We start from the raw sequence: 12,530 nt of genomic DNA, 5'->3' as shown, positions 1-12,530 counted from the left end.
GGGCGCGGCGCTCAGAGTTGCCAGGAGCCGATGTCCGCATTGCCTGCTTCCCCGTCAGGCTTGCCGTCGGCGCCGTAGGAAAACACATCGATCTCGCCGTGCGTGCCGGGATTCAGGTACTGATAGGGATGGCCCCAGGGATCATTGGGCAGGCGGTCCAGATAGGCGCGCCAGGCGCTATTGGCGCCGGGGCCCGACGCGGGCCGCTCCACCAGCGCGCGCAGTCCCTGGTCGGTGCTGGGATAGCTGCCGGTGTCCAGCCGATAGAGCTTGAGCGCCTGCATCAGCGCGCTGATGTCCTGGCGCGCGGCGACCGCGCGCGCCTGATCGGGCCGATCCAGCAGGCGTGGCACCACCAGCGCCGCCAGGATGCCCATGATCACGATCACCACCATGATCTCGATCAGCGTGAAACCGCGCTGCCGATGGCCGGGCGGGCAATGCGTATCCGTCAGGTGCCGGCTTGCTTTCATCGCGCGGTGACTCCGAGGCTGCCGTTGGACCCGAGAACCGGCGCGCGTCCGGGTCAGTCGGGCGCCGTTCAGGTCCGGAGATATTGGCAACCCCGGATTTCACGCATTTGACGTATTGTGCGGAGGATTGAAAGCTACGACCGGAGCGCCGCAAGCGCCCGCGAGGTGGATCCTGGTGTGCTGTCCCGCAGCTACGCCCGCAGGCAATCCGCCCTAGCCGGCGTAGGCGCCCAACAGCTTGCCCAGCAGGCCCGCGAGCTGGCGCTGCTCGGCCGCGTCCAGCGGCGACAGCACTTCGGCCTGATTGCGCACATGCGCGACCACGGCCCGGTCGATCAGCTTCAGGCCGGCGCGGGTCAGCCGTACCAGGGTCGCGCGCCCGTCGCCGGGATTCGGCACGCGTTCCACCAGGCCGGCGCTTTCCAGGCGGTCGATGCGATTGGTCATGCTGCCCGACGAGATCATCATGTCCTCGTACAGCGCGGTCGGCGTCAGCCCTTGCGCCGCGCCGCTGCGCCGGAGCGTGGCCAGCACGTCGAATTCGCCCGGCTGCAGGCCGAATTCCGCGAACAAGGGATTGATCCGGTCACGGGTGATGACCAGCGCGCATTCGGCGAGGCGGCCCAGCACCAACATGCTGGACGCGTCCAGGTCCGGCAGCTCGCGGTTCCATTGGGCCACCGCGCGGCCCGCCCTATCCATAACCATGACGGCATCTCCAGTTATCTTGACGTCAAGATAAATTCCAAATATCTTGACATCGAGATATTTTAGCAACGCGGCCATGCGTACGCAGGCCGATCGCAGGGAGCAGCAGTGAATCTTTCCGTAGCGCAACGGTGGCAGGTGGCCGCCATCATCCTGGTGGGCCTGAACCTGCGCCCCGTGCTGGCCTCGGTGCCGCCCCTGCTGGACGCCTTGCAGGCGGCGACCGGCATGTCCGACGGCGCGGCGGGCCTGATGACCGCCCTGCCCGTCTTTGTCATGGGCCTCGGCGCGCTGAGCGCGGCGCCGCTGCGCCTCCTGCTGGGAGAACGCCTGGGCGTGCTGCTGGGGCTGGCCGTGATCGCCATCGCCGCCGGCGCCCGGTTGGCGGCGGGCCAGACCAGCGCGCTGCTGGCCACCGGCGTCGCGGCCGGGCTTGGCATCGCCATCGCGCAGGCCCTGCTGCCCGGCTTCATCAAGGCCCGACTGGCGGCCGCCAGCAGCGGCGTGATGGGGCTGTATTCGACGGCCATCATGGGCGGCGCGGCCATCGCCAGCGTGGCCACCCCGCTGATGGCGCGCCAACAATCGCTGTCCCTGTCGCTGGCGGCCTGGGCCGTGCCTGCCCTGATCGCGCTGGCCTGCTGGGCGCGCGCCGCTGGCCGCGCCGAGGCAGTCGCGCAAACCACAAGCGCCGACCGCGCGCATGGGCGCCGCGCCTGGCTGCTGGCCGTCTTCTTCGGCCTGGGCACGGGCGCCTATACGCTGGTGCTAGCCTGGCTGCCACCGTACTACACCGCGCTGGGCTGGACGCCGGTCGCGGCGGGCAGCCTGCTGGGCGCCGTCACGGTCGCGGAGATCGCGGCCGGCCTGCTGGTGTCCGCGCTGATCGGCCGCCTGCCCGACCGCCGCCCGGCGCTGTATCTGGCGATCGGCTCGCTGCTGGTCGGTCTGGCGGGCCTGGCCATCGCGCCGCTGGCCCTTGCCTGGCCGGCCGCGGTACTGGCGGGCCTGGGCATCGGCGCCCTCTTCCCCCTGTCGCTGATCGTGACCATGGACCACGCGGCCACGCCCGCGCAGGCCGGCCGGCTGGCGGCCTTCGTGCAAGGCGTGGGGTATCTGATCGCGGCGATGTTTCCGTACGCGGCCGGTCTGATCCGGCAACATGTATCGGACCTGCGGCCCGCATGGGGAGTGATGATGGCGATCTGCGCGATCCTGTTCGCGATGGCCCTGCGGTTCCGGCCGCAGGCGGACCGGCGCTGACGCGTCCGTCAGCCTTCGGCCGGGTCCTTGCGATGACCGTCCACATGGCCCAGCGGGCGCGAGGGATCGATCAGATCGCGCACGCGCTGCTTGAGCGTCTTGGCATCCGGAAAGCCGCCGTCGCGCTTGCGGTCCCACACCAGTTCTCCATTGCAGCTGACCTGGAACACGCCGCCGGTGCCCGGCTGCAGCGCGACCTCGCCCAGGTCGGTGGAAAACGTGGACAGCAATTCCTGCGCCATCCAGGCGGCGCGCAGCAGCCATTGGCACTGGGTGCAATAGACGATGACGATGCGGGGGCCGATGGTGTCGCTCATGCCGGCGATTCTACTTGAGCCCCCGGCCGGCGGCGGCATCGTCACCCGTCCGGGGAACCGCCAGCGCCCGATCCGGGCTTGAGGGATAATCGAGGGTTTTTCCCTGGCCTTCTTGCGGCCCGGAACCTGCAATGACCCCTGTATCCACCTCCCGCAGCCAGGCCTGGCTGATCGGCCTGCTGATGGCCCTGGTCACGCTCACGCCGATGGGCATCGACATCTACCTGCCTTCCCTACCCGGCATGGCGCAGGATTTCGGCGTCACGATGGCCGCCATGCAGACCAGCGTCACGCTGTTCATCTTCGCGGTCGGCCTGAGCCAATTGCTGATCGGACCGCTGGCCGACCGCCACGGCCGCCGGCCGGTGGCGCTGGCCGGGGTCGCGGCCTACGTCGCAGGCTCCCTGCTGGGCGCCTGCGCCGGCACGGTGGAATGGTTCTATGCCGCGCGGGTGATCCAGGGCATCGGCGCCTGCGCCGCTTCGCTGGTGGCTTTCGCCGCCGTGCGCGACCGCTACGCCCCGGCCGAAGGCGCGCGCATCTACAGCTACCTGAACGGCGCGCTGTGCTCGGTGCCGGCGCTGGCGCCCATGCTGGGCGGCGCTCTGGCCGTGCTGGCCGGCTGGCGCAGCACCTTTGTCTTCATGGCGCTGTTCGCGCTGACGCTGGCGCTGCTGCTGGCGCGGCGCTTTGGCGAGACCCGGCCGCCGGCCGCCGGGCCCGCCGCCCGCGTGGCGGGCTGGCGCCAGTACCTGCCCATCGCGACGAGCGGCCGCTTCGTGTATTTCGCCGTGTTCGGCATGGCGGGCATGGCCATGATCCTGGTCTTCGTGTCGGCCGCGCCGGTGGTGCTGGTCCAGCGGCTGGGCTATTCCGAACTGGGCTTCGGCGCCTGGTTCGGCGGCAATGCCGTGCTCAACATCGTCGCGTTCTTCCTCGCGCCCAGGTTCATCGCGCGCTTCGGCCGCCTCGCCATGCTGCGCGCGGGCCTGGTCGCCCTGCTGCTGGCGGCGGCCATGCATCTGGCGGCCTGGCTCTGGCTGCCCTTGTCCGCCTGGGCCTTCATGTTGCCGGTGGCGGTGCTGACGGTCGGGTTTTCGCTGGCGCTGGGCTCGGCCCTGAGCCTGGCGCTGGAACCCTACGCGGACCGCGCGGGCACCGCCGCCGCGGTGTTCGGCCAGTTCCAGATGAGCGGGTCCGCCCTGATCGCGACGTTGCTGCTGGGCCAGGGCATGAGCCCGCAGCTGGCCATGGCGCTGATCGGCGCGCTGCTGGCCGGTCCGCTGCTGTGCGCCTCCGGCTGGATCGCGCGGTCCGCGTCCCGCCACGGCTGAGACTGCCGCGCTGGTATCCTGACGCCACAACGACAGGAGACGACATGAGCACGCAATCTTCCGCCAGCCCGGCCCTCGAAGCGCCGCTGCTGCGCACCGACAGCCAGGGCATCGTCACGCTGCGCCTGAACCGGCCGGGACAGTTCAACGCGCTGTCCGAAGCGCTGCTGGGCGCGCTGCAGGCGCAGATCGATGCGCTGGCCTGCGACGCGAACCTGCGCTGCGTGGTGCTGGAAGCCAGCGGCCGCGCCTTCAGCGCCGGGCATGACCTGCGTGAAATGCGCAGCCAGCCGTCGCTGGACTACTACCGTGAGTTGTTCCGCAAGTGCGGCGCGGTGATGCAGGGCTTGCAAGCCCTGCCCGTGCCGGTCATCGCCAAGGTTCGCGGCATCGCCACCGCCGCCGGCTGCCAGCTGGTGGCCAGCTGCGACCTGGCGGTCTGCGCGGATGACGCCCGCTTTGCCGTGTCGGGCATCAACGTCGGCCTGTTCTGCGCCACGCCGGCGGTGGCTCTCAGCCGCAACGTGTCGGCCAAGCGCGCCTTTGAAATGCTGGTCACCGGACGATTCATCGACGCGGCCACGGCCTCGGACTGGGGCCTGGTCAATGATGCCGTGCCCGAGGACCGGCTGGACGCGCGCGTGGACGAACTCGCTGCCGAGATCCTGTCCAAGAGCCCCGCGGCGATCCGCCACGGCAAGCGCATGTTCTACAAGCAGCGGCAGATGGCGCTGGCTGACGCCTACGACTACGCCGGCGACGTCATGGCCCGCAACATGATGGAAGACGATGCCGCCGAAGGCATCGACGCCTTCCTGCAGAAGCGCGCGCCGCGCTGGCGCGGCCTGGCCTGAACGACCAGGGGCGGATCAGACCAGCCAGCCCAGCGCCCAGCCGCCCGCCGCCGCCGTGATCACCACCCACACCGGCGACCAGCGCGCGTACACCAGCAAGCCGAACAACAGCAGGGCCAGCCCGAAGTCCGCCGGCCCGCGAATGGCGGATGTCCACACGGGGTCGTACAGGGCCGACAGCAGAACGCCGACCACGGCGGCGTTCACGCCGGCCAGCATGTTGCGCACGCCCGGCCGCCGGCGCAGTCCGTCCCAGAACGGCATCGCGCCGGCGAGCAGCAAGGCGCCCGGCAGGAAGATCATCGCCAGCATGCCGAAACCGCTGATCCAGCCCATCCAGCCGCCGGCGGGATGCTGCGAAGCCATGCCCAGGAAGGCGGCAAAGGAGAACAAGGGTCCCGGCATGGCCTGCGCCGCGCCATAGCCAGCCAGGAAATCCGGTTGCGACACCATGCCACCGGCGACCGCCGTGGATTCCAGCAGGGGCAACACCACGTGCCCGCCACCGAAAACCAGCGCGCCAGCCCGGTAGAAACCGGCCAATTGCGCGGCCAGCGGCGTGGCGGCGTACTCGGCCAGGACCGGCAGGCCGATCAGCAGGGCCGCGAACAGGCCCAGCAGCAGCAATCCCGTGCCGCGCCGCACGCCTTGAGACGGTTGTCCGAGCAAGGGTCGCGGCGGCAGTTGCAGCACGGCCGCGCCCACCACCGCGCCCAGGGCGATGGCGGCCAACTGTCCCGGTGCCGAGGGCAAGGCCAGGGTGATCAGCGCCGCCGCGCAGGCCATGCCGGCCCGGATCTGGTCCGGACAGAGCGTGCGGCCCATGCCCCACACCGCTTGCGCGATGACCGCCACCGCCGCGACCTTCAGGCCATGGATCGCGGCGGAGCCCGACAGCCAGCCGAAATGGGCCAGCCCCAGGGCGAACAGCATCAGCGCCAGGGCCGAGGGCAGCGTGAAAGCCAGCCAGGCGGCCAGCATGCCCGCCCAGCCCGCGCGCTTCAGGCCGATCGCCATGCCCACCTGGCTGCTGGCCGGTCCCGGCAGGAACTGGCACAGCGCCACCAGATCCGAATAGGTGTAGTCGTCGAGCCAGCGCCGGCGGTCGACGAATTCCGTGCGGAAGTAACCCAGATGCGCCACCGGTCCGCCAAAGGACGTCAGGCCCAGCCGCAGGAACGCCAGGAACACCTCGATACAGGAACTTCGCCCCACCGCCGTCTGTTCATGGACAGCGGACTGGCTGGCGACGTGTTCGTCGTGCGACGGCGATTGCGGCATGGTGGGTGTGTTTCATCTGGCCGGGCGGAACCACAGCTGTCCGCCCCGGTATTTAGCTTATAGCCCGGGGCGAGGCTCCGATTCAATCGAGAGTTCCGCCATCACGCCCTAGTCCAGGTGCATGAATCTTCACAAATTACGAACAAAAACCGCAGATCTGCGATCAAGCCGGCGGCTAGGATCGCCCGTTGGCCCGTGGCGGCATGTCCGCCATGCCCGCTCCAGCACAAGACAACAGCATCATGAGCACCCACGGCGCATCCCGGCTCGCCCGACAGACCACCGCCCAAGCCCCAAGGCAGGCGGCCGCCAGGGCATCCATGCTCAAGCTGGCGCTACGCATCCTCATCGTCGCGACCATCGGCTATATCCTGGCGACGCAGTTCGTCAGCCGCAGCTTCAGCTATCTGCTGGAACCGATCACCGCCGACCTCGTCTACGAAACGCTGCGCGGCCAGATGCATGCCCTGCGCAGCGAGCTGGATCCGCAACCGCCGTCCGAACGCGAGGCCTACCTGCGCGACCGCATCAAGCCCCACTATGGCCTGGGCCTGCAGATCAAGACGCCGGCGCAGGCCGCCTTGACCCGCGCCGAGCGGGACATGGTGGACAAGTACGGCATCGTCATGCGGGACGACTACAACACCTTCCTGTCGCGCATGCCCGGCGAGCCGGCCCAGTGGCTGGAAGTGACCCTGCCCTCGCAGCGTTCGCTCGAGAAGATGGTGACCTGGACGGCGTGGACCGTGCTGGTGCTGATCCTGGCCGGCGTGCTGCTGCTGTTCTGGGCCATGCCCATCCATCGCGACCTGGACGTGGTGCGCAACGCCACGCTGCGGATGGCGCAAGGCGACCTGGACGTCCGGGTGCGCCTGTCGCGCATCTCCGGCATCCGCCACATCGGCGAGAGCTTCAACCATATGGCCGAACGCATCGCCGCGCTGATCGACAACCAGCGCAGCCTGACCAACGCCGTCTCGCACGAGCTGCGCACGCCGCTGGCGCGGCTGTCGTTCGAGGTCGACATGCTGAGCGAGGGCGGCATCGATCCCAAGCGCAGCGCCGTCCTGCACGACATGCGCGCGGATATCGCCGAACTGGAGGCGATGGTGGCGGAGCTGTTGGTCTACGCCCGGCTGGAGCGTCCGGGTGAAGATACCGTCAAGCTGGAAACCGTCGACACCGCCGACTGGATGGGCGAGGCCCTGGCGCAGGTCGCCCACCAGGCCACGGCCCGCGCCGTGCAGTGCGCCATGCTGCCCGGCTGTCCGGCGCACGTGCGGCTGCACCCGCGCTACATGAGCCGGGCGCTGCTGAACCTGGTGCAGAACGCCGTGCGCTACGCCAATACCCGCGTGGAAATCGGGCTGACGCGCAACGCCGCCGAGGAATTCGAGCTGACCGTCGACGACGACGGCGGCGGCATCCCGCAGGCCGACCGCGAACGGGTGTTCGAACCGTTCATCCGCCTGGACGAAAGCCGCGACCGAGGCACCGGCGGCGCCGGCCTGGGCCTGGCCATCGTGCAACGGGTGGCCGCCAATCACGGCGGCACCATCGAGGTGCAGGACAGTCCCCTGGGCGGCGCGCGCTTCGTGCTGCGCTGGCCGGCCTGAAGACGCCCTACTGCGCGGCGTCGCGGCGCGCCAGCAACTGATCGATGCGCAGCCCGTCGCGGCGCGTCACCTCGAAGGTCCATCCGCCCCAGGCGATCGTTTCACCGGCCTCCGGAATGCGGCCGACGACGCGCAGCAGACAACCCGCCAGCGTCGCGTCCGGCGCATCCTGCCAGGCCTCTTCCATGTCCAGCAGCCGGGCCGCCTCGTCGGCCGCCAGGCCGCCCTCGAGCAGCCAGGATCCATCGGACAGCGGCACCGCCTCGCGCGGGTCTTCGCGGTGCTCGGGCAGTTCGCCGCCCACCGCCGTCAACACGTCCATCGGCGTGACCAGCCCTTCGCACACGCCATGCTCGTCCACCACGATCAGCATGTGGTCGCGCGAGGCGCGCAGCTCGTCCAGCACCTTCAGCACCGGCGTGGTCTCCAGCACGTACAGCGGCTCGCGCGCCAGCTCAACCAGATCGATCGGGCCGGGATTCGACAACAACGGCAGCACGTCCTTGAAGTGCAGCACGCCCAGCACGTTGGCCGCGTCGCCAGCGCACAGCGGCAGCCGCGAGTGGCCCGACGCGAACTTGCGCACCACCGTCTGCGGCGAATCGGCCACATCCAGCCACACCATGCGGCCACGCGGCACCATGATCGAGCGCACGTCGCGCGCGCCGGCCGCCAGCACGCGCTCGATCATCGAGCTTTCCTCGGGCGCGAAGGCTGGCTCGTCGCCGGCGCCATCGACCAGCGCGACCACTTCGTCGGCCTGCTGAGCCGGCTGACCGGCGCGCCCCGCGCGCAGCAGGCGCAGCACCGCCTGCGCGGTGCGCTGGCGACGGCTCAGCGCGTGCGCGCCCCGGGCGCGATTGCGGCGCGCCAGCTGGTTGCACAGCTCGATCAGGATCGAGAAGCCGATGGCGGCGTACAGATAGCCCTTGGGCACATGGAAGCCCAGGCCCTCGGCCACCAGGCTGAAGCCGATCATCAGCAGCAGGCCCAGGCACAGGATCACCACGGTGGGATGGCGCGCCACGAAGCCCATCAGCGGGCGGCTGGCCAGCATCATCACCGCCATGGCGACGACCACGGCGATCATCATGATGCTCAGGTCCTGCACCATGCCGACGGCCGTGATCACCGAGTCCAGCGAGAACACGGCGTCCAGCACCACGATCTGCAGGATCACCTGCCAGAACACGGCGTGCTGCGTCTTCTGCCCGGCGTCGTGGCCCGCGCCGCCTTCCACGCGCTCGTGCAGTTCCATGGTGCCCTTGAACAGCAGGAACAGGCCTCCCAGTATCAGGATCAGGTCGCGCCCTGAGATCTCTGCGCCCAGCACGGTGAACAGGGGTTGGGTCAGCGTCACCACCCAGGCGATGCTGGCGAGCAGGCCCAGGCGCATGACCATGGCCAGCGTCAGGCCGATCATGCGCGCGCGGTTGCGCTGGTGCGGCGGCAGCTTGTCGGCCAGGATGGCGATGAACACCAGGTTGTCGATGCCAAGCACGATTTCAAGAATGACCAGCGTCGCCAGGCCAAGCCAGGCGGTCGGGTCGGACATCCAATCAAAGATCATCAGTGGTCCAGATAGGGTTCAGGCGGGCGCGAGGCGGCCCGGAAAAGGCATGGCGAAAACCGTAGCGCGGACGTGGGGTCGCGCACAAGACGGGCGCGGGGCCCGGCCCGGACCGGATGGACGAGGAAGGAAGGCTGCTGCGTGGCCGTTCTGACAGGACGCGCGAGGCGCGCCGGCCGGGCCGTGTCGGAGGAAGGTCTCGGGCGCCCCGGACAGCGGGGCGCCCTGCTAGGAGGAGGGTCGTCGTTCATGCTTGGCGAAAAAGGCGGCGCGGCGTCGTGCAAAGGCCTCGCGTCCGCCCGTCACACCGGGCTCTCATTCTTACTGGAAACTGAATACTACCTGAAATCCAAGAGCCGTCATTCACCGCGATTGACGAGCGGCATGAATTTGCAGGCGGCATGAATAATGTCTTGGTGTTTACCCTAGGCCCTCGCTATACTGGGCGCTCTTCAAACCCCATTGAGATCACTGTGGACAACGACGGATGTAGTCATAGCACGACTGCTCGCGCCGCTTGACGCAACCGATCCGCAGAATCTTCTGACGGGTCCTGCGTCCAGCCAGGACCCGGCCTTACCGCCTCCCCCCTATCCGCCAGCCTTTTCACGGCCGGGCGCCATGCGCCTTGCTTCGCTGACGGTTCGGCGCGCGCATGTGGACCTTCCTCATCGTCCTCCCCTCGCAAGGAGACGACCATGCGCTTCAAGCCCTTTTTCACGCTCCCCGTCCGCGCCGACGCGGCTCCCGCCGCCGTGCGCCCGGCAGCGCCCACCTATCGCTTCACCATCGTCAGCGTCAGCGCCACGCTGAACGCCTTGCGCAAGCAGCTGTACTACGAGCTGCAGGCGCTGGACCTGCGCGTGCTGAACGTGCGCATCTCGCGCGAAGAATCGGATCAGCTCGCCAGCACCACCGTCACCCTGCTCTGCCCGCCGCAGTTGCGCGGCGTGCTCAACGCCGTCGCGCTGCGGCTGGGCCAAAGCCCGGACGTGCGCCGCGTGCATTGGGAAAACGACGCCGGCGCCGCCATCGCGGTACTGCCCGCCTGAGCAACGCCATTCCGTAGTTTTCTGAATCGCGGACACGGAAAGGAGACTGTCATGAAAGACCCGTACAAGTACCTGCTGCTCGCCCGGGTGCTGGCCCTGGTGCTGATCTGGCTGGTGGCGCTGGTGCTGGCCCTGGTATCGAGCTGGCAGCCCGTCTGAAGGGCCCGGCAATTCTGGGCGCGGCCATCGCAAGGGGCGGGCCGCGCCCTGTTCACAATACGCTGCAAGAGAACAAGATGAAAAACTTCGAGAACATCCAATTGCTGACGCTGGCCAATACGCTGGTCAGCCTGCTCAGCGCCTTCGTGCTGGGCTCCATCGTCGGCTTCGAACGCCAGTTCCGCCAACGCACGGCGGGCCTGCGCACCAACGCGCTGGTGGCTGTGGGCGCCGCCATCTTCGTCGACATGGCCTTTCGCGTCGACGGCGCCGACGGCGGCGCGCGCGTGATTTCCTATGTGGTGTCGGGCGTGGGCTTCCTGGGCGCGGGCGCCATCATGCGCGAAGGCGGCAGCATCCGCGGGCTGAACACCGCCGCCACGCTGTGGGGCTCGGCCGCCATCGGCGCCTGCGCGGGCGCGTCGCTGCTGCTCGAAGCCGTGGCCGCCACGGCCTTCGTGTTGGCCGCGAACACCTTGCTGCGGCCCCTGGTCAGCCATATCAACCGCCAGCCGGTCGACGCGCAGACCACCGAAGTCACCACCGTCATCCACGTGATCGCGCACGTGGACGAGCGCCAGGCCGCCATGACCGTGCTGGAAGACGTGCTGGAGGCGGAGCAACTGCCGCTGTCGGAGCTGAAGATCGACCAGTTCGGCGAGAACGAGGTTGAGATCGAGGCCGCCCTGAGCGAAGCCGCGGTCGACGAGGAAGACCTGGACCGCGTCGCCGCGCGGATCGCGAGCGCGCCGTCGGTGCGCACGGCTTTCTGGGCGGCGCGGACGGTTTGATGCCGAAACCGTGCCGCTTCTGAAGGGGCGGACAGGCCGGGAAGGCGCCCGCTATTGCGTGGCGACAGGTTGGATCGCCTGCACGCGATCCGCCTCGGACTTCACCGCCCCGCCACCATAGGCCTGGATCCACGACGAGGCATAGGCGGCCGACGCGGCCAACGGTTCTCCGCCGTCGTATTGCGTGCGCAGCCGGATCATCAGCTCGTCCAGCAGCATGGGCCGACCCAGCGCGTAGCCCTGCCCGTAGCGGCAACCCGCCGCGCGCAGCGCGGGGATGTCCTCGACGTTCTCCACGCCTTCGGCCACGACGCGCCAGCCCATCCGGGTGGCCAGCTCGGCCGCCGTGCGCAACACTTCGAACGCCACGGCGCTGCGCCGCATGCGGGTGACGAAGTACTGATCGATCTTCACTTCGGACAGCGGGATGGCGGAGAGCAGCTTGAGCGAGGCATGACCGGTGCCGAAATCGTCCAGGCTGACCTCGCAGCCGGCCTCTTCCAGTTTCAGCAGCGAGGCCCGCAGCACGTCCAGCTCTCGGATGGGCTGATCCTCGGTGAGCTCCACCCGCAACAGCGAAGCGGGCAGCTCGGCGGCGCGGATACGCTGCAGCAGCGATTCGACCGCCCCGGCGTCGGACAGCGTGCTGGCCGGCGCGTTGATCGCAACGGGAATGGCGACGCCCGCGCGCCGCATGGTCTGCAGCATCTCGATCACGCGTACGCTGACGCGCTCGAACAGTTTCCTGTCCAGTCCCTGCCGGTTGATCGAGGGGATGAAATCGGCGGGCATGACCGTGCCCAGGCGGGGGTGCTGCCAACGCGCCAAGGCCTCGGCCGATACGATGCGGCCGGTAAGCAGGTCCACCTGGGGCTGCAGCAATACCCTGAGCCCGTCCTTGCCGGCGACCATGGCCGCAATTTCAACGTCGTCCGCAACCTGACCGGAGGCTGCCTGTTGATTCAGCGTCATGTCTACGCTCCTGAAGCGTCCCGGATTCTGGGCCGCGCTGTCCGGGCGCGGTCCGAGACACACTGGACATGAACGCCGGCACGGAACTGCGCAAGCCGGCGATTCAGCGTTGTAACGCTTACGTTTTTTTAGGCGATTTC

General features: G+C 69.0%; 12 protein-coding genes. 6 read left to right on the top strand and 6 right to left on the bottom strand.

Features of this window, described 5'->3' with window-relative positions; translation table 11 throughout:
- Nucleotides 1-11: 11 nt before the first annotated feature.
- Both gspG and AC6LJ9_RS10190 read right to left on the bottom strand, forming a co-directional pair.
- Entirely contained in the window at nt 12-473 is a 462-nt protein-coding gene (gene gspG / locus AC6LJ9_RS10195) for a type II secretion system major pseudopilin GspG (protein WP_212319869.1), read from the bottom strand.
- A gap of 213 nt (nt 474-686) precedes the next feature.
- Complete coding sequence (locus tag AC6LJ9_RS10190) at nt 687-1,175, bottom strand: MarR family winged helix-turn-helix transcriptional regulator (protein WP_212319881.1); 489 nt, start codon at nt 1,173-1,175, stop codon at nt 687-689.
- Nucleotides 1,176-1,289: 114 nt separating this feature from the next.
- Here AC6LJ9_RS10190 and AC6LJ9_RS10185 point away from each other — a divergent pair, with 114 nt between their 5' ends.
- Complete coding sequence (locus AC6LJ9_RS10185) at nt 1,290-2,444, top strand: MFS transporter (RefSeq protein WP_498147436.1); 1,155 nt, start codon at nt 1,290-1,292, stop codon at nt 2,442-2,444.
- Nucleotides 2,445-2,452: 8 nt separating this feature from the next.
- On the opposite strand, the gene AC6LJ9_RS10180 is transcribed toward AC6LJ9_RS10185, so the two are convergent.
- Nucleotides 2,453-2,761 (bottom strand): Rdx family protein, encoded by a 309-nt coding sequence (locus AC6LJ9_RS10180; RefSeq protein ID WP_498147435.1) that lies wholly within the window; start codon nt 2,759-2,761, stop codon nt 2,453-2,455.
- A gap of 131 nt (nt 2,762-2,892) precedes the next feature.
- Between AC6LJ9_RS10180 and AC6LJ9_RS10175 the strand changes: the two genes are divergently transcribed.
- Together AC6LJ9_RS10175 and AC6LJ9_RS10170 are read left to right on the top strand one after the other, a co-directional pair.
- Nucleotides 2,893-4,095 (top strand): multidrug effflux MFS transporter, encoded by a 1,203-nt coding sequence (locus AC6LJ9_RS10175; RefSeq protein ID WP_498147434.1) that lies wholly within the window; start codon nt 2,893-2,895, stop codon nt 4,093-4,095.
- 44 nt (nt 4,096-4,139) lie between these two features.
- On the top strand, nt 4,140-4,949 hold the full coding sequence (locus AC6LJ9_RS10170) for an enoyl-CoA hydratase (RefSeq protein ID WP_498147433.1): 810 nt from the start codon (nt 4,140-4,142) through the stop codon (nt 4,947-4,949).
- Between the two features lie 15 nt (nt 4,950-4,964).
- On the opposite strand, the gene chrA is transcribed toward AC6LJ9_RS10170, so the two are convergent.
- Nucleotides 4,965-6,230 (bottom strand): chromate efflux transporter, encoded by a 1,266-nt coding sequence (chrA, locus tag AC6LJ9_RS10165; protein ID WP_498147432.1) that lies wholly within the window; start codon nt 6,228-6,230, stop codon nt 4,965-4,967.
- Nucleotides 6,231-6,550: 320 nt separating this feature from the next.
- Between chrA and AC6LJ9_RS10160 the strand changes: the two genes are divergently transcribed.
- A complete protein-coding gene (locus tag AC6LJ9_RS10160; protein WP_498147473.1) occupies nt 6,551-7,846 on the top strand; it encodes an ATP-binding protein in 1,296 nt (431 codons plus the stop codon).
- 7 nt (nt 7,847-7,853) lie between these two features.
- Here the strand turns inward: AC6LJ9_RS10160 and AC6LJ9_RS10155 are convergent, their stop codons facing one another.
- Nucleotides 7,854-9,416 (bottom strand): TerC family protein, encoded by a 1,563-nt coding sequence (locus AC6LJ9_RS10155; RefSeq protein ID WP_212319856.1) that lies wholly within the window; start codon nt 9,414-9,416, stop codon nt 7,854-7,856.
- 698 nt (nt 9,417-10,114) lie between these two features.
- Here AC6LJ9_RS10155 and AC6LJ9_RS10150 point away from each other — a divergent pair.
- A complete protein-coding gene (locus AC6LJ9_RS10150; protein ID WP_233772439.1) occupies nt 10,115-10,468 on the top strand; it encodes a hypothetical protein in 354 nt (117 codons plus the stop codon).
- Between the two features lie 236 nt (nt 10,469-10,704).
- A complete protein-coding gene (locus tag AC6LJ9_RS10145) occupies nt 10,705-11,418 on the top strand; it encodes an MgtC/SapB family protein (RefSeq protein ID WP_498147431.1) in 714 nt (237 codons plus the stop codon).
- A 51-nt stretch (nt 11,419-11,469) separates the two neighbouring features.
- Here AC6LJ9_RS10145 and AC6LJ9_RS10140 read toward each other — a convergent pair whose 3' ends face one another.
- The gene (locus AC6LJ9_RS10140) at nt 11,470-12,390 is read right to left on the bottom strand and encodes an EAL domain-containing protein (protein WP_212322671.1); all 921 of its coding nucleotides are present in this window, start codon (nt 12,388-12,390) and stop codon (nt 11,470-11,472) included.
- Nucleotides 12,391-12,530: the final 140 nt, after the last annotated feature.

The organism is Achromobacter sp. 1011811831 (assembly GCF_059760905.1).
This window is presented reverse-complemented; position numbering and strand designations above follow the sequence as displayed.

Excerpts from the sequence above, each read along its gene's own strand:
- gspG (WP_212319869.1), bottom strand. The coding sequence starts at position 473 with ATGAAAGCAAGCCGGCACCTGACGGATACGCATTGCCCGCCCGGCCAT.
- AC6LJ9_RS10190 (WP_212319881.1), bottom strand. The coding sequence starts at position 1,175 with ATGGATAGGGCGGGCCGCGCGGTGGCCCAATGGAACCGCGAGCTGCCG.
- AC6LJ9_RS10180 (WP_498147435.1), bottom strand. The coding sequence starts at position 2,761 with ATGAGCGACACCATCGGCCCCCGCATCGTCATCGTCTATTGCACCCAG.
- AC6LJ9_RS10175 (WP_498147434.1), top strand. The coding sequence starts at position 2,893 with ATGACCCCTGTATCCACCTCCCGCAGCCAGGCCTGGCTGATCGGCCTG.
- AC6LJ9_RS10170 (WP_498147433.1), top strand. The coding sequence starts at position 4,140 with ATGAGCACGCAATCTTCCGCCAGCCCGGCCCTCGAAGCGCCGCTGCTG.
- chrA (WP_498147432.1), bottom strand. The coding sequence starts at position 6,230 with ATGCCGCAATCGCCGTCGCACGACGAACACGTCGCCAGCCAGTCCGCT.
- AC6LJ9_RS10160 (WP_498147473.1), top strand. The coding sequence starts at position 6,551 with ATGCTCAAGCTGGCGCTACGCATCCTCATCGTCGCGACCATCGGCTAT.
- AC6LJ9_RS10155 (WP_212319856.1), bottom strand. The coding sequence starts at position 9,416 with ATGATCTTTGATTGGATGTCCGACCCGACCGCCTGGCTTGGCCTGGCG.
- AC6LJ9_RS10150 (WP_233772439.1), top strand. The coding sequence starts at position 10,115 with ATGCGCTTCAAGCCCTTTTTCACGCTCCCCGTCCGCGCCGACGCGGCT.
- AC6LJ9_RS10145 (WP_498147431.1), top strand. The coding sequence starts at position 10,705 with ATGAAAAACTTCGAGAACATCCAATTGCTGACGCTGGCCAATACGCTG.
- AC6LJ9_RS10140 (WP_212322671.1), bottom strand. The coding sequence starts at position 12,390 with ATGACGCTGAATCAACAGGCAGCCTCCGGTCAGGTTGCGGACGACGTT.